This is a genomic window from Proteiniborus sp., assembly GCF_040308045.1.
GTDB lineage: Bacteria > Bacillota > Clostridia > Tissierellales > Proteiniboraceae > Proteiniborus.
Window position 1 is genome coordinate 1 of record NZ_JAWRHZ010000066.1, and the last position, 22758, is coordinate 22758.

33 protein-coding genes and 1 pseudogene are annotated in these 22758 nt (G+C 33.8%); 3 read left to right on the forward strand and 31 right to left on the reverse strand.

Features of this window, described 5'->3' with window-relative positions:
* A partial coding sequence (locus ABV008_RS15305; protein ID WP_352420713.1) for an MFS transporter occupies positions 1 to 415 on the reverse strand: 415 nt, incomplete at its 3' end.
* Positions 416 to 564: 149 nt separating this feature from the next.
* Positions 565 to 1200, reverse strand: coding sequence for a response regulator (locus tag ABV008_RS15310; RefSeq protein WP_352420714.1), 636 nt, complete (start codon positions 1198 to 1200; stop codon positions 565 to 567).
* 180 nt (positions 1201 to 1380) lie between these two features.
* Between ABV008_RS15310 and ABV008_RS15315 the strand changes: the two genes are divergently transcribed.
* The 3 genes and pseudogenes from ABV008_RS15315 to ABV008_RS15325 form a co-directional block, all read left to right on the forward strand.
* A complete protein-coding gene (locus ABV008_RS15315) occupies positions 1381 to 1563 on the forward strand; it encodes a spore coat associated protein CotJA (RefSeq protein WP_352420715.1) in 183 nt (60 codons plus the stop codon).
* A 20-nt stretch (positions 1564 to 1583) separates the two neighbouring features.
* A complete protein-coding gene (locus ABV008_RS15320) occupies positions 1584 to 1850 on the forward strand; it encodes a spore coat protein CotJB (protein ID WP_352420716.1) in 267 nt (88 codons plus the stop codon).
* A 19-nt stretch (positions 1851 to 1869) separates the two neighbouring features.
* Positions 1870 to 2064: pseudogene (locus tag ABV008_RS15325) on the forward strand (manganese catalase family protein); the annotation flags it as partial.
* 271 nt (positions 2065 to 2335) lie between these two features.
* Here ABV008_RS15325 and ABV008_RS15330 read toward each other — a convergent pair.
* The 29 genes from ABV008_RS15330 to ABV008_RS15470 all read right to left on the reverse strand — a co-directional run bounded on the left by ABV008_RS15330 (position 2336) and on the right by ABV008_RS15470 (position 22752).
* Positions 2336 to 3124 (reverse strand): YecA family protein, encoded by a 789-nt coding sequence (locus ABV008_RS15330; protein ID WP_352420717.1) that lies wholly within the window; start codon positions 3122 to 3124, stop codon positions 2336 to 2338.
* Between the two features lie 204 nt (positions 3125 to 3328).
* A complete protein-coding gene (locus ABV008_RS15335) occupies positions 3329 to 3535 on the reverse strand; it encodes a hypothetical protein (protein WP_352420718.1) in 207 nt (68 codons plus the stop codon).
* The gene (locus ABV008_RS15340; protein WP_352420719.1) at positions 3510 to 4523 is read right to left on the reverse strand and encodes a S8 family peptidase; all 1014 of its coding nucleotides are present in this window, start codon (positions 4521 to 4523) and stop codon (positions 3510 to 3512) included. Before ABV008_RS15340 ends, ABV008_RS15335 begins: the two co-directional genes overlap by 26 nt.
* Positions 4524 to 4749: 226 nt before the next feature.
* Positions 4750 to 5376, reverse strand: a complete 627-nt coding sequence (locus tag ABV008_RS15345) for a peptidoglycan recognition protein family protein (RefSeq protein ID WP_352420720.1) — start codon at positions 5374 to 5376, stop codon at positions 4750 to 4752.
* Entirely contained in the window at positions 5373 to 5783 is a 411-nt protein-coding gene (locus ABV008_RS15350) for a phage holin family protein (RefSeq protein ID WP_352420721.1), read from the reverse strand. Before ABV008_RS15350 ends, ABV008_RS15345 begins: the two co-directional genes overlap by 4 nt.
* Positions 5784 to 5799: 16 nt before the next feature.
* Positions 5800 to 6870, reverse strand: a complete 1071-nt coding sequence (locus ABV008_RS15355) for a S8 family serine peptidase (protein ID WP_352420722.1) — start codon at positions 6868 to 6870, stop codon at positions 5800 to 5802.
* Positions 6871 to 6954: 84 nt separating this feature from the next.
* On the reverse strand, positions 6955 to 7092 hold the full coding sequence (locus tag ABV008_RS15360; protein ID WP_352420723.1) for an XkdX family protein: 138 nt from the start codon (positions 7090 to 7092) through the stop codon (positions 6955 to 6957).
* 1 nt (position 7093) lies between these two features.
* A complete protein-coding gene (locus ABV008_RS15365; RefSeq protein WP_352420724.1) occupies positions 7094 to 7438 on the reverse strand; it encodes a hypothetical protein in 345 nt (114 codons plus the stop codon).
* An 18-nt stretch (positions 7439 to 7456) separates the two neighbouring features.
* A complete protein-coding gene (locus ABV008_RS15370; RefSeq protein WP_352420725.1) occupies positions 7457 to 8116 on the reverse strand; it encodes a hypothetical protein in 660 nt (219 codons plus the stop codon).
* A gap of 1 nt (position 8117) precedes the next feature.
* Positions 8118 to 10214 carry a hypothetical protein gene (locus ABV008_RS15375; protein ID WP_352420726.1) on the reverse strand — a complete coding sequence of 699 codons (2097 nt, stop codon included), beginning with the start codon at positions 10212 to 10214 and terminating at the stop codon, positions 8118 to 8120.
* Between the two features lie 8 nt (positions 10215 to 10222).
* Entirely contained in the window at positions 10223 to 10567 is a 345-nt protein-coding gene (locus ABV008_RS15380) for a DUF6711 family protein (RefSeq protein WP_352420727.1), read from the reverse strand.
* A 14-nt stretch (positions 10568 to 10581) separates the two neighbouring features.
* A complete protein-coding gene (locus tag ABV008_RS15385) occupies positions 10582 to 13476 on the reverse strand; it encodes a hypothetical protein (protein WP_352420728.1) in 2895 nt (964 codons plus the stop codon).
* Positions 13477 to 13546: 70 nt separating this feature from the next.
* Positions 13547 to 13837 (reverse strand): DUF3862 domain-containing protein, encoded by a 291-nt coding sequence (locus tag ABV008_RS15390; protein ID WP_352420729.1) that lies wholly within the window; start codon positions 13835 to 13837, stop codon positions 13547 to 13549.
* 63 nt (positions 13838 to 13900) lie between these two features.
* Positions 13901 to 14218: a Gp15 family bacteriophage protein gene (locus tag ABV008_RS15395; RefSeq protein WP_352420780.1), complete on the reverse strand. Its 318-nt coding sequence runs from the start codon at positions 14216 to 14218 to the stop codon at positions 13901 to 13903.
* Between the two features lie 16 nt (positions 14219 to 14234).
* Positions 14235 to 14564 (reverse strand): hypothetical protein, encoded by a 330-nt coding sequence (locus ABV008_RS15400; protein ID WP_352420730.1) that lies wholly within the window; start codon positions 14562 to 14564, stop codon positions 14235 to 14237.
* Positions 14548 to 14718, reverse strand: coding sequence for a hypothetical protein (locus tag ABV008_RS15405; RefSeq protein ID WP_352420731.1), 171 nt, complete (start codon positions 14716 to 14718; stop codon positions 14548 to 14550). The genes ABV008_RS15400 and ABV008_RS15405 overlap by 17 nt, the downstream gene beginning before the upstream one ends.
* Before the next feature lie 15 nt (positions 14719 to 14733).
* Complete coding sequence (locus tag ABV008_RS15410; RefSeq protein ID WP_352420732.1) at positions 14734 to 15186, reverse strand: phage tail tube protein; 453 nt, start codon at positions 15184 to 15186, stop codon at positions 14734 to 14736.
* Between the two features lie 7 nt (positions 15187 to 15193).
* Positions 15194 to 15583 carry a phage tail terminator protein gene (locus ABV008_RS15415; RefSeq protein WP_352420733.1) on the reverse strand — a complete coding sequence of 130 codons (390 nt, stop codon included), beginning with the start codon at positions 15581 to 15583 and terminating at the stop codon, positions 15194 to 15196.
* A complete protein-coding gene (locus tag ABV008_RS15420) occupies positions 15580 to 15954 on the reverse strand; it encodes a hypothetical protein (RefSeq protein ID WP_352420734.1) in 375 nt (124 codons plus the stop codon). Before ABV008_RS15420 ends, ABV008_RS15415 begins: the two co-directional genes overlap by 4 nt.
* Positions 15955 to 16290, reverse strand: coding sequence for a hypothetical protein (locus tag ABV008_RS15425; RefSeq protein ID WP_352420735.1), 336 nt, complete (start codon positions 16288 to 16290; stop codon positions 15955 to 15957). It abuts the gene before it with no gap.
* Positions 16291 to 16292: 2 nt separating this feature from the next.
* A complete protein-coding gene (locus ABV008_RS15430) occupies positions 16293 to 16658 on the reverse strand; it encodes a head-tail connector protein (protein WP_352420781.1) in 366 nt (121 codons plus the stop codon).
* A 33-nt stretch (positions 16659 to 16691) separates the two neighbouring features.
* Complete coding sequence (locus ABV008_RS15435; RefSeq protein ID WP_352420736.1) at positions 16692 to 16970, reverse strand: hypothetical protein; 279 nt, start codon at positions 16968 to 16970, stop codon at positions 16692 to 16694.
* A gap of 13 nt (positions 16971 to 16983) precedes the next feature.
* The gene (locus ABV008_RS15440; protein ID WP_352420737.1) at positions 16984 to 17868 is read right to left on the reverse strand and encodes a capsid protein; all 885 of its coding nucleotides are present in this window, start codon (positions 17866 to 17868) and stop codon (positions 16984 to 16986) included.
* A gap of 20 nt (positions 17869 to 17888) precedes the next feature.
* A complete protein-coding gene (locus ABV008_RS15445) occupies positions 17889 to 18479 on the reverse strand; it encodes a phage scaffolding protein (protein ID WP_352420738.1) in 591 nt (196 codons plus the stop codon).
* Between the two features lie 98 nt (positions 18480 to 18577).
* Positions 18578 to 18958 (reverse strand): Gp49 family protein, encoded by a 381-nt coding sequence (locus ABV008_RS15450; protein ID WP_352420739.1) that lies wholly within the window; start codon positions 18956 to 18958, stop codon positions 18578 to 18580.
* Positions 18959 to 18964: 6 nt separating this feature from the next.
* Positions 18965 to 19174 (reverse strand): hypothetical protein, encoded by a 210-nt coding sequence (locus ABV008_RS15455; RefSeq protein WP_352420740.1) that lies wholly within the window; start codon positions 19172 to 19174, stop codon positions 18965 to 18967.
* Positions 19175 to 19339: 165 nt separating this feature from the next.
* A complete protein-coding gene (locus ABV008_RS15460; RefSeq protein ID WP_352420741.1) occupies positions 19340 to 19564 on the reverse strand; it encodes a hypothetical protein in 225 nt (74 codons plus the stop codon).
* A gap of 1 nt (position 19565) precedes the next feature.
* A complete protein-coding gene (locus tag ABV008_RS15465; RefSeq protein WP_352420742.1) occupies positions 19566 to 21266 on the reverse strand; it encodes a phage minor capsid protein in 1701 nt (566 codons plus the stop codon).
* Positions 21256 to 22752: a capsid protein gene (locus tag ABV008_RS15470; RefSeq protein WP_352420743.1), complete on the reverse strand. Its 1497-nt coding sequence runs from the start codon at positions 22750 to 22752 to the stop codon at positions 21256 to 21258. The genes ABV008_RS15465 and ABV008_RS15470 overlap by 11 nt, the downstream gene beginning before the upstream one ends.
* Positions 22753 to 22758 lie beyond the last annotated feature (6 nt).

Here is a 22758-nt window from a genome sequence, read left to right on the forward strand (position 1 = left end):
CTAAAAACGCTCCTTTGACCTGTGTTTGATCTAATATACCGAAGTTTTCTGCCCTATTTTCTCTATTGCTAATATCTGAAATAAACGCGTCTATACTTATCCATAAAAATGATGCTGCTAAACTTTGTAATATTCTTGCAATGAGTAAGTATTTAAAATCATTAGCTAATGCAAATAAGATATTTACTATTACATAAAGAGCTACACCTATAACTATGCCTTTTTTTCTCCCCTTATTATCAATTAAATTTCCAACTATAGGTCTTATTAGTATAGTTATTATTGAAAATATAGTATAAAGATATCCTATTTCAATCACACTTGCGCCTAAGTTTGAAGCATATATCGGAAATATAAAGGCTATAAAAGAAAATGGAAAGGAAATGAAAAATACAACCTTCTTTAAACCGCTCATATATTAACCTCCTAAAGTAATTTCATTATCAGTATATAAGGTTTTAGGAAGATTTTCTTCTAGCTAAGGTAATCATAATAGTCATATTTTTGCATGACTTAAGTAATGATATTACCTAAACCTCAAGCAATCACAATCTATGACAAAATCTATTTATTATTAATTATTAATGCTAATTGGGTTCTGTCTCTTAAATCTAGCTTGTCTAATATCTTAGTTATATGATTTTTTACTGTTCCTTCTGTAATAAAAAGAGTCTCTGCAATTTCTTTGTTGCTTTTACCTTCTCCAATTAATAATGCTATTTCTTTTTCCCTTCTGGTAAGTTCCTTTAAACTATCTCTTTTAATATTCTTATTTGTAGCATTCTCTTCCATTGAGTTAACTATCTTTTTAGCTACATCAGGTTGCAGAAGTATATTCCCTTCATATACTGTTTGTATTGCTTTAACTAATTCTTCAGAGCTTATATCTTTAAGCAAGTATCCATCTGCACCATTTTTTAATCCTTGGATTATGTATTCGTCTTCGTTGAAAGTAGTTAGTATAAGTACCTTAGTTTGAGAATATTTTTCCTTAATGACCTTTGTAGCCTCTACCCCATCCATTATGGGCATTCGTATATCCATAAGTATCAAATCCACTTCCTTTTCCTTCAAAAATTCTATAGCATCTTTCCCGCTAGTTGCCTCTCCTACTATAGATATATTACTATAAAGACTCAACATCATGTTAAGGCCCTCTCGTATTAAGCTTTGATCATCTACTATTAATACCTTTATCATAGTTCTCTCCTTTTTTAATTAAAGCGCATATATCTTTTTAGTAAAATAATAGCACAGAAAACATATAATTACAATTGCTTCCTTGGTTTACTCTTTCTTATGGTCATTATAATATCACACTTAATGTTTCATTAGCGTAATATGGTATTGCACAATATTATTTTGTAAGGAGGTTTTTTCATGAAAGATAAGGACAGATGTATATTCTGTATCCCACCCATGGAACCATATACAAAACTTGCACATGCCTATGTGCCATTTCAAACTATGGATAGGGTTTTCTCCGCTGCAGAAGCTTTAAAAAAAGGAACATTATTTCCAGAGCTTCATGAGCCATATAAAAAAGAAGTATATTGTAAATAAAGTTTTAGGAGGTGCAATTTATGAAAAATAACCAAGCAGAATTGCTTGAGCAGCTTATGGAAGTAGGATTTGTATTGGTAGAAACTAATCTATATCTTGACACTCATCCAGATGACGAAAGAGCAGTGAGACTCCATAATACTTTCTCTCAAAAATATAGAGAGCTTGAATGTCTTTATGAATCACAATACGGTCCGTTGAAATTTACAAGTATGAGTAGATGCCCATGGCAATATGTTGATGAACCTTGGCCATGGGATGTAGATTTTGGAAAATGTAGATGCTAATAAAGGAGGCTAAGAATATATGTGGATTTATGAGAAAAAGCTAGAATATCCTGTAAGAGTAAATACTACTAACCCAGCACTTGCAGCTATGATTATTGAACAGTTTGGTGGTCCAGACGGTGAACTCTCTGCAGGAATCAGATACCTTACCCAAAGATGGACTATGCCTACTGGAAAGGCAAAAGCATTACTGACAGACATCGGCACTGAAGAATAGGTACCTACTTGTTATCAGTTATAGCTTTATCTCATAACTACATCATTCCGCCCATTGTATTTCACTAGTTTTCTAATTAATTGAATTTATCTAAGTGCGCAAAATGCACGTTTTATTATTTTATTAGTTATCTATGTGCTTATATTTTATATGAGTGTGGCAACAAGTTGGCAACAATATTTTCTTACAATCATATATACTATTCTTAATCTACGCAATAAATAAAAATTCTGTAAGATAAAAAGGCTAGGTTTAAGTATCTATCATATTACAGTTTTAGTTTTATATTTTTGAATCCATCTGCAAACCAATCACTTATATACCTTACTAAGACTCTATTATTATAAACTAAATTAGGATAAATTCTAAGAGATAGGCATTCTACTTCATTTTTTAACTCCTCTATAACATTACTTCTATATTCTAAATTAGTTCTACCTTCCTTACAATCATCAGGATCCGATGCTACTAAAAAAGTTCTACAATTAAGTGGACGAACTTGATATATCACGCATTCACCATTATTAGATAGGAAAGCACAACCAAAGTGTTCTTTTTGTATGTAACTTCTCACAACTTCAAGATCTTTTTCTGAATATAAACTTTTATAATTTGGAAAATGTCTAGACTGTTCTATTATTTTTTCTTCTATTCTGTTAATTTCATCAGGAGTAAAATGATTAATTATATACTTTCTGATATTTTCTGCTTCAATTGCTGATATTTCAACATGTATATAACAGCATTCACTACATCCTTTATGGCATGAAGCATACTGAGAAAAAAGTTTCATATTTCTATCAGAAAGATTATAATATTCGTTAAGTAAATTAAGCCCCATATTAACTTGTATAGGTTGTTTTAAATTGAAAACTTCTCTATTCAAAGCTTTTATTTCTCTGTATATTTGATTAGAAGAGCTCTTGTCAAATATGATTTCCTCTCCTTTGTAGTTTACCCCCAATTTTTGATACTCTGCCTCTTTATTAATACAGCACTTTTTATATTTTTCCCCACTTCCACAAGGGCATCTATCATTTCTTCCTACTTTTAACATAATAATGCCTCCAATTTATTTGAAATTAACTTTCGAACTGTAGTTACTAAGGATATTATTCTTTATACTTAATTTAATTCCTCTTTATCATGAATGGTGTGTAGAAAAATATAAGTTAATAAGAAACTATTTAAAATAAAAAATAAGTACTATGCTATTTAATATAAGCACAGTACCTATTCTGTATCTACTCTGTTTAACATTTTAAATAATGTACTCATTTTGGACTTCAAAGCAATCATCTTCTTCCACATTTAATACCCCGTGTACATTTGTCACTTCAATGATTTGTTTTTCAGTTAGTTTCATTGAGTATATATTAAATATTTGAGAAACTGTTTCTATATTACCAATTTGCTTTAATCTCATCACTACACTTTTATCCTTAACTTTGATTAATACTTCTTTCATTCTTTAACACCTCCAACAATCCTTCAATATTAATTACCCCATTACCTTCTTCATTCGCCTTTAATCCTATGCTCCTTGCTGTTGTTTCTATTGCCTCTCTAATTTTTAATGGATCATATGTTTGAGCTAAGGCTGCAATAACACCAGTAGCAAAAGGAGCCGAAAAGGATGTTCCCGTGTGTGGTAAATCGCCTTTTATCGTTACATATCCAGGAGCTAAAATATTTGGTTTTTTTACGCCCTCAGGTGCAGTACTACTGTAACCAGCTAAGTTCTTATTTGAATCAACTGCTCCAACTGTTAATGCTTTTTCAGCATTTCCTGGGCATCCTGTTATACCTTTGCCTTTTTCGCCATAATTCCCAATAGCAGCTACTATAACAAATCCTTCATCACACATTTGATTAACAGCATTACATACCATACACTTGTCATTACATTTAGAAGGTTTTCCAAGTGACATGTTAATTATACGTGTCTTGTTTAAATAAGCCCACTCTAAAGCTTTTAGTATTGCTCTCTTTGGAATGCTCCCATCGTCACATGCTACTTTTAAATTTATTATCTTACTCCAGGGTGCAATATATTTTATTACCCTACCTACAACAGTTCCATGTAACCTTCCCTTAGGTCTAGCGTCCTTACCATTAACTGAGTTAGAAAAAACTACGCTTTTGGATACATCAACTAAGTTATCATCCATGCCGCTATCTAATACTGCAACACTTATATTGTTACCGAAATAGTTATTGCTCTTTAGTTTATTTACCCTAACATTAGGTAAGATATTCATTTTTTGGACTTCAAAATTTTCGTCTAGTTCATAGTATTCAATAAAATCGAAAGAATTTAGAATTTCTAAATCATCAACTTTTATACATATAATAGGCTGCATAGTTAATACATATTCTATATGTATGTGGCTTTCTTTTAGTTTATTAATAATGTTCTCATCGGGTTTCATTTTTAGTTTAACTAAGACATACATCTTTAAGCCTCCGTATTCTCTATTCAATCTATGCTAGGTAATGTTAAATTTTTAATCCTAAATTCCTTCTTTTTTGATAAAATCTGTGGATAACTTTCGTTCGACAAAGATTAACTTTTCATTAATTAATTTAATTTGACTTTATAATATTGCTGTAAAAATATCAACTATATAACAAAATCTTAAATAATAAAGCATTATCAAAAAATAAAAAAAGAGCTGAGGATCACTCCCCAGCCTTAAATCTATACAACATTGTCCAAACTTCCTCTCTTGTAACAGGAGCCTTTGGTCTAGTACCATCACTAATATTATTTTTTATTACCCATTCATGAGCTTCTTTGGCCCATGAGGAGACTTCGTTATTTTTCTGTTTCTTTATTTCCTCACCTATACGCTTAATAAAATCATCCCAGTATGGAAGTATTAGCCTAGGACATTGTTTACCACTCCAGTGTTTGTGTGGCTTTACTCTGTCTGTCCCCCAGTTTTTCTCTATTAGTATAGATGCTATAAGTTCTATAGCATTTTGTTCTGATTTAGCATAGTTTCCAAATTCGCAAATTTCTATTCCTATAGACTTATTGTTGCCTGGTCCACTTTTACCGTCTCCAGCATGATGTGCAACTTCTGAAAGAGGTATAGCTTCTATAGCTTCAAATTCATCTACTACTATATGCCATCCAGTAGTGCTAGTATTATTTTTATTATCCAACCATGCTCTTTCATCCTCAGCTGAAGAATCAGGATTAGCTGTGTTATGCACAGTTATATATTGAAAATCTAAGGATTTCCCTATTCTTTTCTTATGATCTTTCAATAAGTGTTGTTTCTTTACTTCGTTATATTTCATTCTAGCTTCCTCTCTTCTCCCCTGTCCTTAAAAATCTTCAAGGCATCAAGTAATTTCTTTGGTACTGGTAGACCTATTTCAGCAGAGTTTTCTAACAGACTAATACCTTCTATGCCAATATAAAACCATGCTACTACAGTCCTAAAAGCTTGTTCAGTCTCAGCAACTTTATCTAGCTGTACAGCAACAATTAGTACAAATAAAATAAGGGCCTTCTTTAGGAGTCCTCTAAATCCTATTGTACTATTAAGTTCTTTTTTTACATATCCCTTTGCTAAGCCGGTTATATAATCTACAACCATAAAGATTAGTAGTACCTGCAATAATGAATCTATTCCACCTAATAGGTAAGTAACTATGCTACCAAGTATACTAACAATAAATCCTACATCAAAGTTCTTTTGCATATTGCACCTCCGTGTTTTATTTTTTTATGTAGCCTTCTCTAATTAACCTAGCTATTACCGTTGCAAGTTCTTCTCTAGTAACTGGTTTTGCAGGAGCAAATGTACCATCTGGTAATCCTTGCATTATACCTAAATTAGATACTAAATCTATATCTGCTGCGGACCATCTATCTTTTTTAACGTCTGGAAACTTCAATATTTCACCACCTTTAGGAGGCTGTCCTCTTAATAAATATTTGTTGACATCTATCTCATTTGGGTGCGGTAATATAAATAATCCGTGACCAAATTTTTCATCCCAACCTGCAGCTCCTAAGTCTATTAAATTATCTTGCAATAATAATTCAATTTCATCTTGATACAATGTTCGTCCTGTCTTCTCTAAGAAGAGTTGCTGCACAAGAGCCAACATTCCACAGAACATTGGGCTTGAAAAACTTGTCCCATCTACTTCAAATGCCCTGTCGTAGTCAGTAACATCTCTAATTGCTAACCCACTAAATGATACTAAATCTAACTCCTTTCCGATGCTTGAGTAGTCTTTTAAGAATATAGTTGGTTTGTGCTCTGTCCAATCATTGTATCCAGCAGCACCTACTGCAATCCAAACATTTGACTGTGCATAAGCAGTCAATCCTCTTGAACCAATGTTGCCTGCCGAGGTAACTAAAGTAACATTATGTGTTTTTAATTCTTCATAAATGTTATTTATAGCTTTAAAATTGTAACCTTCTAAACTTGCATTCACTAGGCAGATTCTGTTCTCTTTTATAAATGGTATAGTGTTATCTACTAAATTTCCATAAATATAATCGTTTTTTCTATTAAAACCATCACTTAAAGAATAGATTGTTGCGTCAGGCGCTATTTGATGAAGCACATTAGCTGTCTTATCCCCATGTGAATTTTTTAATTCTTTATATGCAATATTAAAAGGGTCTAGTACTTTACCTTCATGTATTGGGCTGGAAGGACAACACGCTTCCATATTAGCAATTTTTATTCCTTTACCTGTATAGCCTAAATTATGCCACGTAAGAATATTGCAAGTTTCAAATTCTTTTAAATTCTCTTTTATATATTTCATTATTTCACCTCCAAAATCATTAAAGAATGGCATAAAAAAAGCCCTTCTTGGGTTTGTTTTTTCGACGTTAAAGCCTTGGTTAGTCTAGAAATCAATTCCTGTAATTTCTTTGTACTGCTCTGGAGTAATTTCTCCGAAAGGATTACTTTCTGTTTTTACTGCTAGCCTCAATTGTTCTGCACTTACCCATTTCATGTTGAATGCTAATTTCCAAAATGCCATTTTACATCCCTCCTTGTAATAGTTTTAATTTTATATTTGCTAACTCTTGCCCCAGTACATTTATAGTGCCATCTTTCTGTATATTTGCAAGTTTTAACATTGTCACTTCTTGTCCTAATAGTTCTAATTCTGTTGGTTCTTGTTCAATTACTCTAGGTATTGTTTCAAACCCTAAAGTCTCAAAATCAAGTATTCTAACTCCTACTGTAGAGTCTAATACTGCTCTTTCCAATTCTTCATTTTCTATACCTTCAAGTATTATATCTGTTTCATTTATTTTTTCTGGAACAGAAGGATACTCTGAAGTTGTAACTAATCCGTCTTGTTGTATTCTTAGATTTATCACGTTATCACCTTCTTTTAATTATTTAATAGCTATATAATTATATTGGGGACCACCATATGAAGCATTGTCTGCATTAGTATAAACTTTATTTTCAGGGTTGTAATAAACAGTAAAACCAGTTGAATTAATTGTTACTGCTTCTACATCTGCATTATTAGCTCCGTTTTTTGCCGGATAACCGTCTAATGCTAACCCCCCCATAGCCTGTGAATTATAATTAAAAACCATAGAACCGCACCCCATAACTATTACAGCCTTTGGCTTAAAACCTAACGTTATATTCCTAGATGGTGTTTTATCTCCCGTATATACCCCTGTTATGAATATGTCACTAGTGGCTTGAAAGAATGCACTAGCAGCCTTACCCTGCAAAAAATTCGCATTTAATCCACTTGTGTTTGTATCAACTGTTTTTAATAAAGTTAATATCTCACTTGCTGTTTGGTCTTTTGTTGCTCCTGCTTCTATTCCAGCTAATTTATTTTTTTCTGTCGTAGTATAATCATTAGTAGATAATCCCTTACCTGCTATTTTATCTACTTTATTCTGCTCTAACTCAGCCATTTGCGTATCAATTTCATCCTTTAAATACTGTGTATTGCCCTCAATTCTATTAAAGTCATCTTTTGTGGGTATCATGCCTGCTACCCAGTTTAAAAATGGTTGAATCCAAGCCATGCTATAACCTCCTTCCAAATGTTTTCATTCTTAGATACCCTGCATATTCAAATTCCTGTTTTACTGTTTTGTAATCATTTTTCTCTTTACTATCGTCAACCGTTATTATATTTCCTAGAAGTAATGCAGGATTACCTCTCCATTCTAATGTTAAATCCCTTCTGGGATCTTTGAAGTTAATAAGTATTGCATTTGCTATTTCTTGAGCTAGTTCCTGTGTCTGAATTAGAGGATTATTTGGAAATACGTATTTTATCTGGCCATTCTTAGTTATACTATCTACATCTTTTACTATAACTTTTATTTCATCAAGACTATTACCCTGAGCATCTATTGGATGAGCAACTACCTCAACATAGTTTGCCATATTAGAATGTTTAGCAGGGTTATTCTTCTTGAAGTAATCTTTAGGTGTTATTTCTAGCTTATAAGGTATATCTTTAAATTCAAGAATTTTGGATTGTCTTCCAGAATGGCTCCATCTTGTTATCTCCAAGGTTATTTTAGTTGCATTTGTTGGATTTTCTGGAATTAATATTTCAGTGAATACTTGGTTATTATCCGTTATATAATGCTCAGCTAGAATATTATTGGATAAATCATATACTCTTAAGGTGAAATCAATAGGATATTCCCCTCTAAGATTGTCTCCAACAACTCTTACCATTTCGACGGCTTTACTCAAGAATACTATTTCAGCTTTTGGATATGGATACATAAAGTAACCATTTTCATCAGATACTTGGCTTCCCCACCATCCCATTTGTGGACCTTCTGCTGAAGGCACCAGCTCATAACTTCCACCTAGGGCCCAAGAATCATCTAGAACTGCATATAAAGCATCAGGCTCCAGTATCCCGTCAGTAATTTGATTTGGATAGGATATATTTGCGTTTTCAGATACTTGTATATCATAAAGTTCTTCAGCTTGCTTTGAACTTTCTATCTTAATTATATTATCTCTGTCACAATACACCTGTCCTAAACAAGCATTAGCTACTTTCCTTAGAGCTTCTCTGTGTGATTGAGTTTCCATCTTTACATATGGAATGATATAATCCTTCAGACTTTCATCTACCCAATATTCTTCTGATTTTAATCCAGCATCAACTAAGATATCAACAGCTAAATCATATAAACTAAGATTAACCCTAATATCATTATTCTCATATGTTGTTTCTTCTAAGAACTTGAACCTATCTCTAGCTTTAACAGTTGCAGTAACACCGTCTTTAGGAGCATCCCAATCTCCACTCCAAAAGGTCCCAAGGGGTACAAATTCTTTTGACTTATCATCTTTTTCTATACCTAGCCAGGCTCTGATCCTTCTATTAGGTTTTAACAAATTATATAAAGGACTTTGTGTGTTACCGGCATCAAATTTTCTAGACTTATTATTTAAGATAAGTGTTAATTCATTTGAAGCTATATTACCTACTGGTATGCCTTCACTTCCTGTATCTCTTTCTTCCAACAACTCTACCTTGATTAGTTCTTTGCCTTCATAAATTTCTTGCACACTTGTAAAGAACTCAAGTATTTTTACCTGCCTATTAGCTGAGCTCCATTTTATTATTTCCAGCTCCAATTTAGCAGCTTGAGTTATAACATCAATCTCTTTTTCCCACATGATCTCTGTATTACCGGCTATTATTTCTGTATGCAGTAGGTTATTTGTATCATCATAGATTTTTATATTAAAATCAACAGGATATTCAACTCTTAGCTTATCTCCAATAACTTTTAATGAATGTATCGGTCTAGATTGAAATATAACAGTCAATTTCGGGTAAGGCACTACAAAGGATCCATCTTGACCTGAGAGTTGTGAACCCCACCACCCTATATGAGATTCATTATCGACAATGCCATAACTACCATCTAATATCCAGGAGCCGTCCAAACTTGCTACTTTTACAGGTGGTTCTTGTATACCGTCAGTAGTCTGTTGAGGATGTGATATGTTAGCAAGCTCATTAGCTTCAGTGGCTATACTTTGGTCTAAGAATGGATCAGTGTAGTCTACTTGTACTTTTCCGTATACTTGTCTAACTTTCTGAAGTATTTTTTGATTGAATTCTTGTGTCACTGGATACATACAATCACCTACTGTTCTATGATATTGAAGGATAGCCCTTTCCAAAGCAGCTTTCCTTGTTCATATCTTAGTCCTTTTGCATTTCTATCCCCCGAGTAAAATGTTCCTGTCTGCAGCCTATTTTCTTGAGGATCAAAATATTCTACCTCAAAGAATACGGGTGAAACGGCTTTTAATACCTTGCTAATTTCCTCATTACTTAGTCCTGTTAAATCCAGCTCAATCTTTCTTTTTGTGGCTATTCTATCTATTACCATATCGCCTAGAGCATTTCGCTCAGCCTTAGATAAGTCCATAATTCCTACATCGTACTTTACAGGGGCAGGCATTTCCACCCCATCTATTTTTAGCATATGCCTAACCCCTCCTATTCATATTGATATATAGGTCTATAGCCCATTCTTATCAGCTCATCATTCAATTTAGGTAGCAGTATTCTAATAAGTTTTACTCCATCAATATTAAATACTAGTTCTCTATTTTCATCATAAGAACTAGTATTGCCTCCCTGTAGCATAGGTAATAGTTGAGCAAAGGCGCTTATGATTGAACCGGTTAAAGCATCAAGAAAGCTTGTATCCTCAAAAGGTATTACTGCTTCTCGACCACGTTCTCCAACCATGGCCAAGGTAGGCTGATCTACAATACCTCCTCTGGCAAGTTTTGGTGCTCCTCCAGCTTTCCACATGTCATACAGCAGGTTCATATCTCCATTTATTCTATTCTTATTAGCATATTTAATTATGGAGTCCTTATTTGCTGCCATATCTTCGGAGCGTTTACTTAAATCGGCAGCAGCTGTGCTTCCTGAACTTCCCCCAGTTCCACCACCCGATGCCATTTCTTCCTGCCCTTTTTTCCAAAACATTAGCTTGTCTTTTAACCAATTGACCTTCTCTGATATCCAACCGGTAATGCTATTCCATATGTTTTTCATGCCTTCCCATACCATATTAAACATATCGTGCCCTATGTTTTTGAACATTTCATAAGAGCTTTTCATAACGTTTAATATGCCATGCAACAAGGCAGGTAACAATTCTTTCATGGACTCCCATACATCTTTAAATGAGCCTTTTATTCCTTCCCACAAATCTGATAAAAAAGTTTTGATTTCAGTCCATTTTTTAACGGTAAAGTCCTTAATTGCAGTCCATATTTCAGAGGCTTTGGTTTTCATAGAATCCCACGTATCCGCGAAAAAGTTTTTGATAGGATTCCATATTTCTAAAGCTTTTGTCTTTATTTTCTCCCAAGTCTCTAACAGAAAAGCTTTAACTTCATCCCAATTTTTATATAGTAAAACCCCTATTGCTATCAAAGCCCCTATTGCAGCTATAACAATTCCAATGGGCGATGTTAAAAATGCTATTGCTGCCCCAAATGCTGTAGTTATTCCTGTTGCTATGCCTGCTACTATGTTCCACGAAGTAGTTGCTACCGTCATAGCTATTGTCGCAGCGGTACTTAGCCCTTTTGAAATAGCATCTTTTGTATATAAAGCTATCAATGCAATAGTTTCAAGTTTGCCTGCTATTGTCGCAGCAGTATTAGCTATTATTGCTGCAGTCGCCTTTCCCATTTCTATAACAAATGTTGTGGCTTTCCAAGTTGCGAATAATCCAAAGAATACCTGAGTAGTTTCTTTATTTTCAGATATCCAATCCCCTATACCTTTAAGTGCATCTTTTATCCCATCAAGGACACTTATTATTATCCCACCTGTCCATTCTGCTAAAGGTTTTAAGAAGTTTTCCCATAACCATAAACCTAATGGTTTTAAAGCCTCTATGGTAACGTTTAAAACTCGTATTGCTTCAGCTAGTATATCTAAAAATCTCGGTACAATCTCATTCATGGTCCAAGTACCTAATGGCACCAGCACATTTTCCCAGAACCACAATAAGCCTTGTCCAATGTTTATTGCAAATGGAGTAAGTGTTATCCATAAATTTTTCAAACTTGTATTTATAGTTTCCCAGCTTACCCCCATTAAACCTTTAGTTATTGCATCTATAAACCTAGGAAGTCCTTCTCCTAGTGTCCATTGACCTACAGGTACAAGAAAGGTATTATAAAAATCTTGCAATCCCTGTGCTACAAAGTTTTTTAACGGCTCAAGTGCTAATCCTAAAATTTTCAAAGATTCTATTGTAGGCTGTAAAGCTTCTTTAAATTTATCTACTCCACTTATGTCTATATTAGGTGTTTCTGACATAGTCATTTCAAATTCTTTAAAATCTTCTTTAGAACCGTCTGACTCTTTATCCTGGATATCTAGTTGGTTTATCTCATCGAATCCTGCTAGAGCATTCTGTGCTTTCTTAGCAGCCTTTCCGTAACCATCCATTTTTTTCTTAGCATCATCTAGCCCTTTAGCTGCATCATAACTTTGTTTGTAGGTTTTCCCGAACATTGCCGATATTGCAGTAGCTATATAAGTGGTGGCAGTTGCAAGAGCTCTCATAAGCGCATTTATGGCCGGCAATATAAAGTCATAAATAGGTTGAAATGCTACTCTAAGGTTAGTCTTTATCTGATTTAGTGAATTGCTATATTCTTTATTTGTCTTTAGAGCTGAACTGATATAATTAATCAATCCTCGAATCGCTTTATATATCAGATTGTATATAAATATTCTTCTTAAGATTCGCATAAAGGAGCGATTAAGCATAGTAGCAAATCCATTTATTTTCTTTCCCGATTTCTGTGCTTGTTCGCCTGCTTTTTCAAACTGCTTCCCTGCTTCTTTAGTTGTATTTTTTGCTTTCTGAGTAGATTGTTCTAGCTTTTCAATTTTAGTTCGAGTGTTATCAGAGGCATTAGCATATCTTAACATGGAAGCTTCATTTTTTAAAATTTGCTCCTGCAGTTTTTTTGCTTGCGAAGCATCCCCCATACCTGCACCTAAAAGTCTACTATATTCTGCCTGAAGTTCTTTTATTTTTTGCCTGTGCAGCTCAGCTCTATTGGTCGCATTTTCCATCTGTTCGGCTAAGCTTCTAATCTTCACTGCTATTTCCTCAGAACTTTGTGCTACTTCTTGATTAGATTTGTTTCCAACTTGCGCAAATGACTTGAAGCTATTAGCTATTCCACCTATGGTACTTTTTACAAATCTACTTGTTTGGGTAGTCATACTACTAAATACATTTTTAAAACTATTGCTAAATGTTTTATTAAAAGAACCTATTTCATTACTAATAGAGCCTTTACTTATCTCTATGTCTAGTTGAATTTTTCCTACACTCTCATCTGCCATCTGTCTCACCACCTTTTTTAGACATTAAAAAAGCACCTACTATAAAGTAAGTGCTTTGAGGTAAATAATTCTATTTTAATCCTGCTTGCGCTTTCGTATTCACCTTTCCATCCTGGAACATTATCTGTATATTCGATCCGTCTTTATTTATCCATTGATAATTTGCTATGATTATCCCTGCTGTTTCAGTTCTAGCGTTTTCTTCGCCTTCTCCTAGTATTTCTTCTACCTGCTCTATCGTCATCCCATTTTCTATTTTATCGTACATAGTTTTGGTTATCTTTGTGCCACCGGATCCGCATCCAGACAACAACATTATAGCAGTTAAAGCTATTACTATAAATTTTGTTTTCCTCTTCATGATATACATCCCCCTTTTATTCTTACCTAAAGAATAACAAATATTATACGAGGATTCAAGAATCTATTTCCCAAAAGCACTTTTACATATCTCTTGAAATATTTTTATCTGTTTTTCCATCTCAGCTTTATCCATTACTATAGCTTTACTCTGTCTACTTCTCCATTCATTTCTTATCCGGTGCTGCTCTTTTGTGAAATTTTTAAGGATATCTTTGTCATTCTCTGATCTAGTAGATACCACTTGTCCAAGAGGTGTCTCAGGCATTATTCCTGCTAATAATGTACAAAATTCGTTCCAGGACATGTCATTTTCATTTCTCAATCTTATTCCATATTGAGCAGTAAAGGAGGCTTCTATAAGCCCCCAATCCTCATATATGTCATACCAATCTTCCCTATTGCCCTGCTGTCTCCTTGTGAAATCGAGCCTCTGCGGCTTCGTACTCCTCTCCGGTAACTGCAGCCATAATAGCAATTAAAATTGATTGATATGCAACGATAGGTAAATTCATGTCATTTATTTCTTTGGCTACCTCTTTACCTAATACTACTTCGATCATTTCATCAATTACATTTAAATCATTCAAATCAGCATTTTGCATTTTTTGATTGAGCTGCAGTATTGTGTTTTTCCTATCGTCTATTTCATATATTTTATCTTCTGCTAACTTCAACTTAGGTCTTTCATTGGTAAGCTTAGCAGAAATATCAATTATTTTGCTCATTTACTTCATCTCCTTTTACTTCCTTTACTAGAGTACCATGTTTAGTTGAATTTATTTCTTCAAACCTTTTCTTTGTTACTTCAAATACATCGTCTTTTTTTCTTATTGCTTTTCCTTTTAAGTCCTTAAACGTTCTTAATACTGTTACCTTCATCTAGTTCACCTCTTTTTAAGGTATTACCGGTGCTGGTACGTAATTTGGCTTTCCATCAGATTGTAATTCTAATTCCAACCCTGATACATTAGTAGAATCTCCACCAAATGGTGTTGTTACATTAACTATACAATCAAATTCTAGACTATCTCCATCAGGAAATACTATAGCTGCTTTTGAAGAACATTCTAATCCACTTTTCCATGCTAATCCTGCAACATAATCATTCCCAGGATCTCCAACGTGCCTTTTACCATTTAAGGCAATAGCAAAAGCCTTACCTGTCATTAATCTTCGGATCCAACCTTCTGTATCCATTGGAGTCCACTCTTCTACATTGCCATCAATAGAAGGGGAGAATGTTTCCATGTCTTTAATAACCGCCATTTCCTCTTCAGTACTTGCTCTTCCTTTAGTTCCAATCTTAAAATCAATATTAAATACAGGATATACTCCTAAATTTGGCATATTACCCCTACCTTTCTATTATTATTTCTAAATCAATCACATACTCATAGATTCCAGAATCATCTACACCTAAGTAAATAGGCTCTGGATCTCTCATTTTGAATTGAATAATTCTTTTATTTGCTATGACTCCGCCTTTGCCATGCAGAGCATTATAAACTTCTTGCGCTTTTAGTTCACTTTCTTTTACATTTTTATTCCAATGTACTAATATTCTTATGCCTTTACCAACATAAGAACTATTCTGAATACCACCTATGGCCATAGGATTAGTAAAAGCTTTACCATTGTAGATAACTATAGCCTTTTCATCTTGGGTCCTAAGTCCACCAGTAAACCAATTAGGGCAATCAATTTTACTTTTTAGCCAATCTTTAAAATCACTTGCAGTAATCATTTGATCACCCCACCTGAGTTCTGTTTTAGAAGAATACCAAAAGTATCAGTTAGCCACTTTTTCTTATCTCCATGAATAAATGAATCTAGCCATCTGCCTTGAGCATTTGGATTCTTGTCAGTCCTAAAATCGTACTCAGGATGATAATAAAGCCTTCTAGCTTGGGGCCTATTATAGCTTAGGACTCCTTTATTATCCTCTGCTGTCACCTCTGCAGATCTTTCTAAATCCCCAGTCTCTTTAGGAACTACTTGCATATTATTTATTTCTGTTTTCATGGCCTCCATAGTTAAAGGCAAAGCTTTTATAGCAGCTTCTTGTATCTTCTTAATATTAGTTTGATTAAGTTGAACATTTAATTTAATCTTCATTTACACCAGATCCAATTCTGTAGAATATATTGAGCCATCAGGATTACGAATTTTCCTATAGTTATATATCTGTTTACTTTCTATTTTTTTGCCTTCACTATCGACTAGAGTTATATAGCCTTTGATTGGTTTATTAGGATATATATCTCCTTTAAATATGCAAGAGCCTGACAAGGTTACTAGTTGTCTTTCTGCATTCATAACAGTCTTGCTTTTTTCATTAAAGTTACATTTACCATCAAAGATTAAATCTTCTATTACTCCATCTTCACCAGGTAATTCAGCTACAACCTTTATGGGAGTAACAAGGAGCCAATCTGGAAAGGGAAGTTTCATAGCTATAACCTCCTAACTGTAAGCCCTGTTTGGCTTAAATAGTCTAAAGTTTTCTTATCTGCTATTATTCCACCAGCACCTTGATTATCTTTGCTAAAAGATAGACTTATACCCCCAGCACTATATCCCTCAATAGGCATATTAAGATACTCACCATATTTATTAATAAAGTCAGCCTGGTAACATACTGCTTTCTTAATCATTTCCTGCTGGTACTCAGTAAGGTTATCAAAGCCTTTTTTTCTAATTCTGCCATAAGTCAATTTATCCACTTCATCTGAAGCCTCTTCCAATAGTTTTAGTGCTGTTGCTTCATCTAAACTGCCTTTATACACATCGGAATAGTATTGATAATCCACATAGGCCATAATCCTCACTTCCTTTCAAAAGAAAGAAGAGGACTATTTGCCCTCTCCCTTAGTTTTCTTTGCCTTATCAGATTCTTTTCCCTCAGGCTCCTTCTCTTCAGTTTCTACCTTCCTTAGCCCATTCAACTCAGCTTTTAACGCTTTATTTTCTGCCTTAAGCTTGGCAATTTCTTTTGATTCTTCTGTTTCTACTTCTTCAAACACAAGTTTATTATCTTTTAATTCTGCAATTTTATAGCCTCTATTAATAAACTTTTGCTTTTCTTCTTCTGTGATTTTGTATTGTCTATTGGCTTTTACTGCATATAACATTAATTACCCCTCCTTATACTGCTGCCTCTGCATTAATTGCAATAGCATCTTTCTTTGCCTTGATTACGAATAAATCTGTGTACATTCTGTTCTGATATAGGTAACCAAATGCAGATTCAGGAGTTTCTCCCTTGTTCCATAGATAAACATCTGCTACTTTCACAGGAGCCAATATTGCAGATGCATGATATAACATCATGTTTATTTGCTTTGCTCCTACCGCGGTTATGAATCCATCTGAGAAATCATAAGATGTCTTCATTCTGTCACTTGGCACAGTTACTATGGTTACTTCATCTAAGGATCTTACATTTCTATTTATGCCTTTAGTTCCACTAACATCTAATGTTCTTTGGATCTTCTCGGCATTCTTAAGCATAGTGTAAACCTTAGGTGTAACCTTTAGCATTCTCCCTGATTGTGGTACTGCTGCCTCGTCCATATCTTCCATCATCTTATCGAATACAGTTAATATGTTAGCTGTTGTCAATACTTCTGTATTTACTACTCCACCGTTTGCTACAAATTCAGCATATAACTTTGAGTATCTAAAGACATCTAATTCAGGTATAGCTTGTTCCTGGTTGAATACTGCTGTAATATTTGCAGCACTAAGAACCTGATTAGTCTCATCTACATCCATCTCATCTACAAAGAATTCTATATCTCTGTCATGAGTTAATGAAAAAGCTTGGAATGTATTTCCTACGGTTCCTCTATTCTTAGAACCGTCTCTAGTATGGTCTTTATAACCTGATAAGGTTACAGTAGGTACCTTTATTGTTTGAGCATCTATAAAATTGTATCTTCTGTTTACTGCCATATCGGCAGACGTTAATTCTCTAGCAAATTGTTGTTCTATCTGTCTTTCAAAACGTTCAGCGTAATTAATTGCCATTTATATCCCTCTTTTCAAAATTATTTTTGTTCTGTTGTATTACCAAAGGCAGCTGCTATTGCAGCATCCATTGCAGCAGGATCATTTGGAGGTGGATTACCTATCTTCTGGAATCCTGCTTTTTGATTGTTGTTTTGATTCTGATTCTCTTCTTTAAATAGAAATGCTTTGCTTTCCTTTAGAGAAGCTATCTGATCATCTAATCCAACAATCTTACCATCATCACCAATGATCAATTTAGTCTTATCTATCAGTCCAGATACGATAGATTCATCATGCACTTTCCCAGCTATAGCTAGCTTTATAGCATTAGTAAGTGTCAAGTCTTTTAACTCCTTTTCATATGTTTCTTTTGCTGTCTTATTTTCACCTTGAAGTCTAGTTATCTCAGCTTGTAGACCTGCAGCATCTACTTTTTTTAAATCTTCAAGTTGAATATCTCTGTCTGAGATGTCCTTTTCTAACTTTGTCTTAGTTTCAGCTAAGGCATTGTAAGTTTCCTTAGGTACTGCATGTTTAGGAAACTCTGTATTTACTTCTTTAATAAGTTCCTCTTGATTTAATACTCCATCTTTTGTGTGCTTTTCAATTAATTTTTTTAACCATTCCATTATTCATTCCTCCAATAGCATATTTATACAGGTTGCTCCCTGTTAGGAGATGCGCCTCTTTATGCTCTAGCCTTTAAAAAGAGCAAAATAAAAAAGCCTTATTGGGCTTTAATTGACAACTTCTTTAAATTTTCAGGATTCTTAATCTCAACAGGATGATAAAGCTCAAATAATCTATTAAGTATCCTTTCTTTGCATATTTCTATGCCTTTATGCATATCAAATTCCTTTGGGTCCATACATATACAATGTTCTACTATAATAAAGCCGTTTTTAAGCATTATAGATAAAATAATAGTGTTGTTATAATCTACATGAACTGTCTTTTCGGCTTGATTATATTCATTGATTACGAATTCTTTTAAATCAAATTTAAGAGTAGCAATTTTATCTCCTGTATCTTTGAAACATCTCCATCCTTCAATAGGTGGCTTTTCTTCTATTACTGCTTCAACACTTGTAATATTAATTTTAATCATCTCCTATTAGCAGTTATTTCTACAATAAAATAACCTTGGTCTTTTGCTTATCGCCAAAATTTTATTATAGTTAATCTTCTTAGGAGCTCTAGGTATTATTGGTTTTTCTCCAGGCATAATTATTTTTTTAATCTTCTCCCAGATTTCATTAATTGCCTCAATAAATTTACTAATGATTGCTCTTATCTTTTCTATAGTTGCTTTATCGATATACATATTTGTCTCCTCCTCATCATTAAGATCTCTTTTTATTACCTAAAAGACTCAAAATTATAATTGTAGAGCAAATTATTAATGCTATTTGTACACTTGTAGCCATCAACTTCACCTCCTGAATTTAGGCATAAAAAAGCACCTACTATTTTTACTTAGTAAGTGCTTTTATCCGATTACTTCTTCAATATCATCTTCAATTAATATCTCGCTTCCTCCATCTTTTAATAAGACTCTTAAATCATCCACAAAAGCTTCGTCTTCTATCTCAGTCTCACCAAAGCAATCAGCTTGACATTCAATAGTCCTTCCATCTTTTAACCTAACTTTTACAAATTTATTACCTGCTGACAAACCTGATATTTTTATTAATTTTGGGATTGCTTCATACACTTTAATATTCTCCTTTCGAGTTTGATACTGGATATGCGTGTATGCCTTTGCTTGAGTAGTGAATTGCTATCCTATTTGTCCTTACATACGTATTTAATTTGTCACTAAAAAAAACTCCAATCTCTCTTTCAGCATTAACATACTCCCTTGGAAACACATCTTTGCCTCTGAACTCTATTACTCCTGTACCTTTATATTTATCAATGATCTCCTGGATGTTTATATTTCTATCAAAAGCACTTTGTGGTATTCTACCTTGTTTTATAGTGCTTTTTACCCTATTCACCCATTGTTCTGTCCCTAAAATATGCTCCTGCTGTTTCTGTTCTCTTACATTAAGGTTATATTCACCACTTAATATCTTTCCTCTTGCTTCTTTAATTTTATCATCTAATTCCTTTTTATTCAATTCTTCTTCATGTATTTTTAAATCTTTATTGCTTATACCAGGACCGGGTTTTTCTCTCCTATAGGCTCTCCTTAATTGAGGATTGTCTTCTAGATGATTTCTCATTTCTTCCTGTAACTTTTCAAGCTTTTCTTTCTCAATTTTAAGATTGTCTTTATCAACAGTTCCAGCAACCTTTCTTTTCTGCCTACGAATTGCTCTCTCCAATGCTCTTTGTTTCTGCTCCTGCTCATAATTTTCTAGAGTCTTTTCCATATCAGGAACTTTAGGGAGTGTAGTTATACCTGGAAAATAAGTACTAAGATTATGCCTGCAGTTTGGATGAAGAAAACCAGCTTTCATTGCTTCGCTGAGTAAAGGATATGATCCATCTTCCTTTTTACCACCACTATAGACATCATCAATTAAAATTAATCCCTGCCATGGCAGGCACAGCTCGCAACTTGTTGCATGGGCCGACACCACTACAAATGGTATGCCTATCTCTTGTCTTTTCTTGCCCTCGCCCATAAGATAAGCCCTATGATTAGCTGTCCTTAATGCCATTTCAGCATATGAGGCTATATTAACCTTCTTACCATCCTTATAAGTAATAGCATCAATACCTTTATTAAGAAAGTCCTCAGTAGCCATATCAATAGCTTTATCTAAACTAACAGCTCCTTGATTGTAATGTACCTGAGCTTTGAAGATAGTTTGCCTATATACATCATCCATTCTTCTTAATACTGCAGCATTTGCCTTTTTAAAATCATTCTCAACGGTTTCCATTAATGCCTTGAACTTATCGTCATTAGTTCTAAAAAACACATCATCAATAGGTCTAGGAGCTTCATCCCAAATTTTCATATTTTCTAAGGCTCTTTCCATAGTCTCCTGAATGGGCTCCAGATTAGAACTACCAATGTCTTTTAAAATAGGTTCTAGATCTCCAGGCAACTTAATAAATACTTCTTCAATTGGCCTGTTTATAATCTTATTTATAAAGATTTTAATTCTCATAATAAAACGGCTTACGTTGTTTTGAGCATTTTTATATGTATTTAAAAGGGTTAAATGAATAGCTCTTTTAGTTTCCTTGCTATACATATCAATAATTTTCTTGTTTTCTCTTCTGAATCGTTCTAAATCTCTTAGTTTAGCCGATTGCCATTGCTCAAATTTAAATCCTACCTTTTGTTCTTCATCCTGGTGCCTAGATAAATTTCTCTTCATAGAAGCGATTAGATCTAGCTCCATCTGCTCAAAGATCTTTCGAATATCATAGTCTGATCTTTTTATTTTATTCTTCATCATCTATCACATCTTCATCATCTTCCATACCATCAATATTGGCAGCTGGTTCATCTACCACACTATCCCCTTGCTTGATCCTTTTGACCTCGAGAGCCTTTTCTTCATCTGTAAGTGTATCCCCATACAATTCATCTACTGCCTTTTCTATACTCATTATTCCATAGGACTTGGCTTTTCCTACTACTTCAACTACACTACCAAAGTCGGGAGAAGCATACTCACCAAATGTAACAGTAGCTTCATAGTCCTTAGGATTAATAGACCTCATGTTATCCATTACTTTTAATGTTACATTTACTAATAATGGTATTACTTCTGTCAGAACATCAATAATCTTTCCTCTAGTATAAAGTGTAGTCTTTTCCTTCTCTCTTTGTGCTTCTGCATTATCTGTCTTTTTAAGGTCAATTCCTAGTGTAGAAGGTGATATTACCCCTTGTAGACACATATCCAATGTACTAGCATAAGACTCAACAAAGGCAGTATAGTTTATTTCTGCTTGTATTTGGTCTATTTTATCCTTGGCTTCCTCTTTCATTGATGTGGCAATCTTTATGAATTGATTATCAAAAGGATTAGGCCTCATTGCTGCACCTGTCTTTGGATCTTTAGGTACTAAATCCTCTGGAATATAATTCTTTACCCTTCCAGCTCTTATGGCATCAATCCATTGTGAGATAACTTCATCCAATGCATCAAAATTATCTGATTTTCTTTCAAAGATTGAATTACCTCTATTATTAAACTTAGCAGATTTAAAGAATTTCATAGGTACTGCCATAATAAAATCACCAGTAAAGGTAATTTTACTTAGGTGGCTAATCTCTGGAACTTTTGAAAGAGGTACTTCTTTATTGTCTTTATCGTACAATTTATAGTCTATAAATCCTTTTCCGTATATCTCTTCTAGCCTATAGGTTTCTTTATCGTGAGTGTAATAAGCATAGAATATTACTTCCTGGAGTTTTCCTCTCTTGTAGGTATACTCTATATCTGAACCAGAATAAAATTCAATTATAGGATATTTTGATATTTCTTCATCCACACTAAGCTTGAAAGCCCCATCCCCTTCAATGAGTGTATCTTTAATAGCATCTCCTAATAGATCATCGTTGAACTTGTTATCCTTAGCAATCTCATCCCATAGGTCCTGATCTGCTTTTAACTCTATACTATCTAAATCAGAAATAACAATATCAGCTAACTTATCTACTATCTCACCAGGTAACCCTGAGTGAAATTTTCTTATACTTGAATCAGCTGAAGGCACTGCAGCCCAAAATCTACTTTTGCCTACCTCATCCTGTGCAGTTTGTTTGAAAAACTGGTCTAGCTCCGATGGATCTCCTCTATACCAAATTCTATTTCTTAGTACTGTTCCGGCATGGGAAAGTGGTTCTTTGATAGATATAGAATTATCTGTTGCAGGTACTATATTTAAAGCTTTCATTACCATATTTTTTATCACCTCTTTCAAGCCCATAATCTA

Coding starts and splice junctions, on each gene's coding strand:
- ABV008_RS15430 (WP_352420781.1), bottom strand. CDS start 16,658: ATGGCCTATGTGGATTATCAATACTATTCCGATGTGTATAAAGGCAGT.
- ABV008_RS15375 (WP_352420726.1), bottom strand. CDS start 10,214: ATGTATCCAGTGACACAAGAATTCAATCAAAAAATACTTCAGAAAGTT.
- ABV008_RS15455 (WP_352420740.1), bottom strand. CDS start 19,174: ATGTATATCGATAAAGCAACTATAGAAAAGATAAGAGCAATCATTAGT.
- ABV008_RS15420 (WP_352420734.1), bottom strand. CDS start 15,954: ATGAAGATTAAATTAAATGTTCAACTTAATCAAACTAATATTAAGAAG.
- ABV008_RS15385 (WP_352420728.1), bottom strand. CDS start 13,476: ATGGCAGATGAGAGTGTAGGAAAAATTCAACTAGACATAGAGATAAGT.
- ABV008_RS15335 (WP_352420718.1), bottom strand. CDS start 3,535: ATGAAAGAAGTATTAATCAAAGTTAAGGATAAAAGTGTAGTGATGAGA.
- ABV008_RS15400 (WP_352420730.1), bottom strand. CDS start 14,564: ATGAGCAAAATAATTGATATTTCTGCTAAGCTTACCAATGAAAGACCT.
- ABV008_RS15435 (WP_352420736.1), bottom strand. CDS start 16,970: ATGTTATATGCAGTAAAAGCCAATAGACAATACAAAATCACAGAAGAA.
- ABV008_RS15345 (WP_352420720.1), bottom strand. CDS start 5,376: ATGAAATATAACGAAGTAAAGAAACAACACTTATTGAAAGATCATAAG.
- ABV008_RS15350 (WP_352420721.1), bottom strand. CDS start 5,783: ATGCAAAAGAACTTTGATGTAGGATTTATTGTTAGTATACTTGGTAGC.
- ABV008_RS15415 (WP_352420733.1), bottom strand. CDS start 15,583: ATGATTACTGCAAGTGATTTTAAAGATTGGCTAAAAAGTAAAATTGAT.
- ABV008_RS15310 (WP_352420714.1), bottom strand. CDS start 1,200: ATGATAAAGGTATTAATAGTAGATGATCAAAGCTTAATACGAGAGGGC.
- ABV008_RS15445 (WP_352420738.1), bottom strand. CDS start 18,479: ATGGAATGGTTAAAAAAATTAATTGAAAAGCACACAAAAGATGGAGTA.
- ABV008_RS15450 (WP_352420739.1), bottom strand. CDS start 18,958: ATGATTAAAATTAATATTACAAGTGTTGAAGCAGTAATAGAAGAAAAG.
- ABV008_RS15465 (WP_352420742.1), bottom strand. CDS start 21,266: ATGAAGAATAAAATAAAAAGATCAGACTATGATATTCGAAAGATCTTT.
- ABV008_RS15470 (WP_352420743.1), bottom strand. CDS start 22,752: ATGGGCTTGAAAGAGGTGATAAAAAATATGGTAATGAAAGCTTTAAAT.
- ABV008_RS15390 (WP_352420729.1), bottom strand. CDS start 13,837: ATGAAGAGGAAAACAAAATTTATAGTAATAGCTTTAACTGCTATAATG.
- ABV008_RS15320 (WP_352420716.1), top strand. CDS start 1,584: ATGAAAAATAACCAAGCAGAATTGCTTGAGCAGCTTATGGAAGTAGGA.
- ABV008_RS15440 (WP_352420737.1), bottom strand. CDS start 17,868: ATGGCAATTAATTACGCTGAACGTTTTGAAAGACAGATAGAACAACAA.
- ABV008_RS15355 (WP_352420722.1), bottom strand. CDS start 6,870: ATGAAATATATAAAAGAGAATTTAAAAGAATTTGAAACTTGCAATATT.
- ABV008_RS15360 (WP_352420723.1), bottom strand. CDS start 7,092: ATGGCATTTTGGAAATTAGCATTCAACATGAAATGGGTAAGTGCAGAA.
- ABV008_RS15340 (WP_352420719.1), bottom strand. CDS start 4,523: ATGTATGTCTTAGTTAAACTAAAAATGAAACCCGATGAGAACATTATT.
- ABV008_RS15370 (WP_352420725.1), bottom strand. CDS start 8,116: ATGGCTTGGATTCAACCATTTTTAAACTGGGTAGCAGGCATGATACCC.
- ABV008_RS15410 (WP_352420732.1), bottom strand. CDS start 15,186: ATGCCAAATTTAGGAGTATATCCTGTATTTAATATTGATTTTAAGATT.
- ABV008_RS15380 (WP_352420727.1), bottom strand. CDS start 10,567: ATGCTAAAAATAGATGGGGTGGAAATGCCTGCCCCTGTAAAGTACGAT.
- ABV008_RS15315 (WP_352420715.1), top strand. CDS start 1,381: ATGAAAGATAAGGACAGATGTATATTCTGTATCCCACCCATGGAACCA.
- ABV008_RS15405 (WP_352420731.1), bottom strand. CDS start 14,718: ATGAAGGTAACAGTATTAAGAACGTTTAAGGACTTAAAAGGAAAAGCA.
- ABV008_RS15425 (WP_352420735.1), bottom strand. CDS start 16,290: ATGAAACTTCCCTTTCCAGATTGGCTCCTTGTTACTCCCATAAAGGTT.
- ABV008_RS15330 (WP_352420717.1), bottom strand. CDS start 3,124: ATGTTAAAAGTAGGAAGAAATGATAGATGCCCTTGTGGAAGTGGGGAA.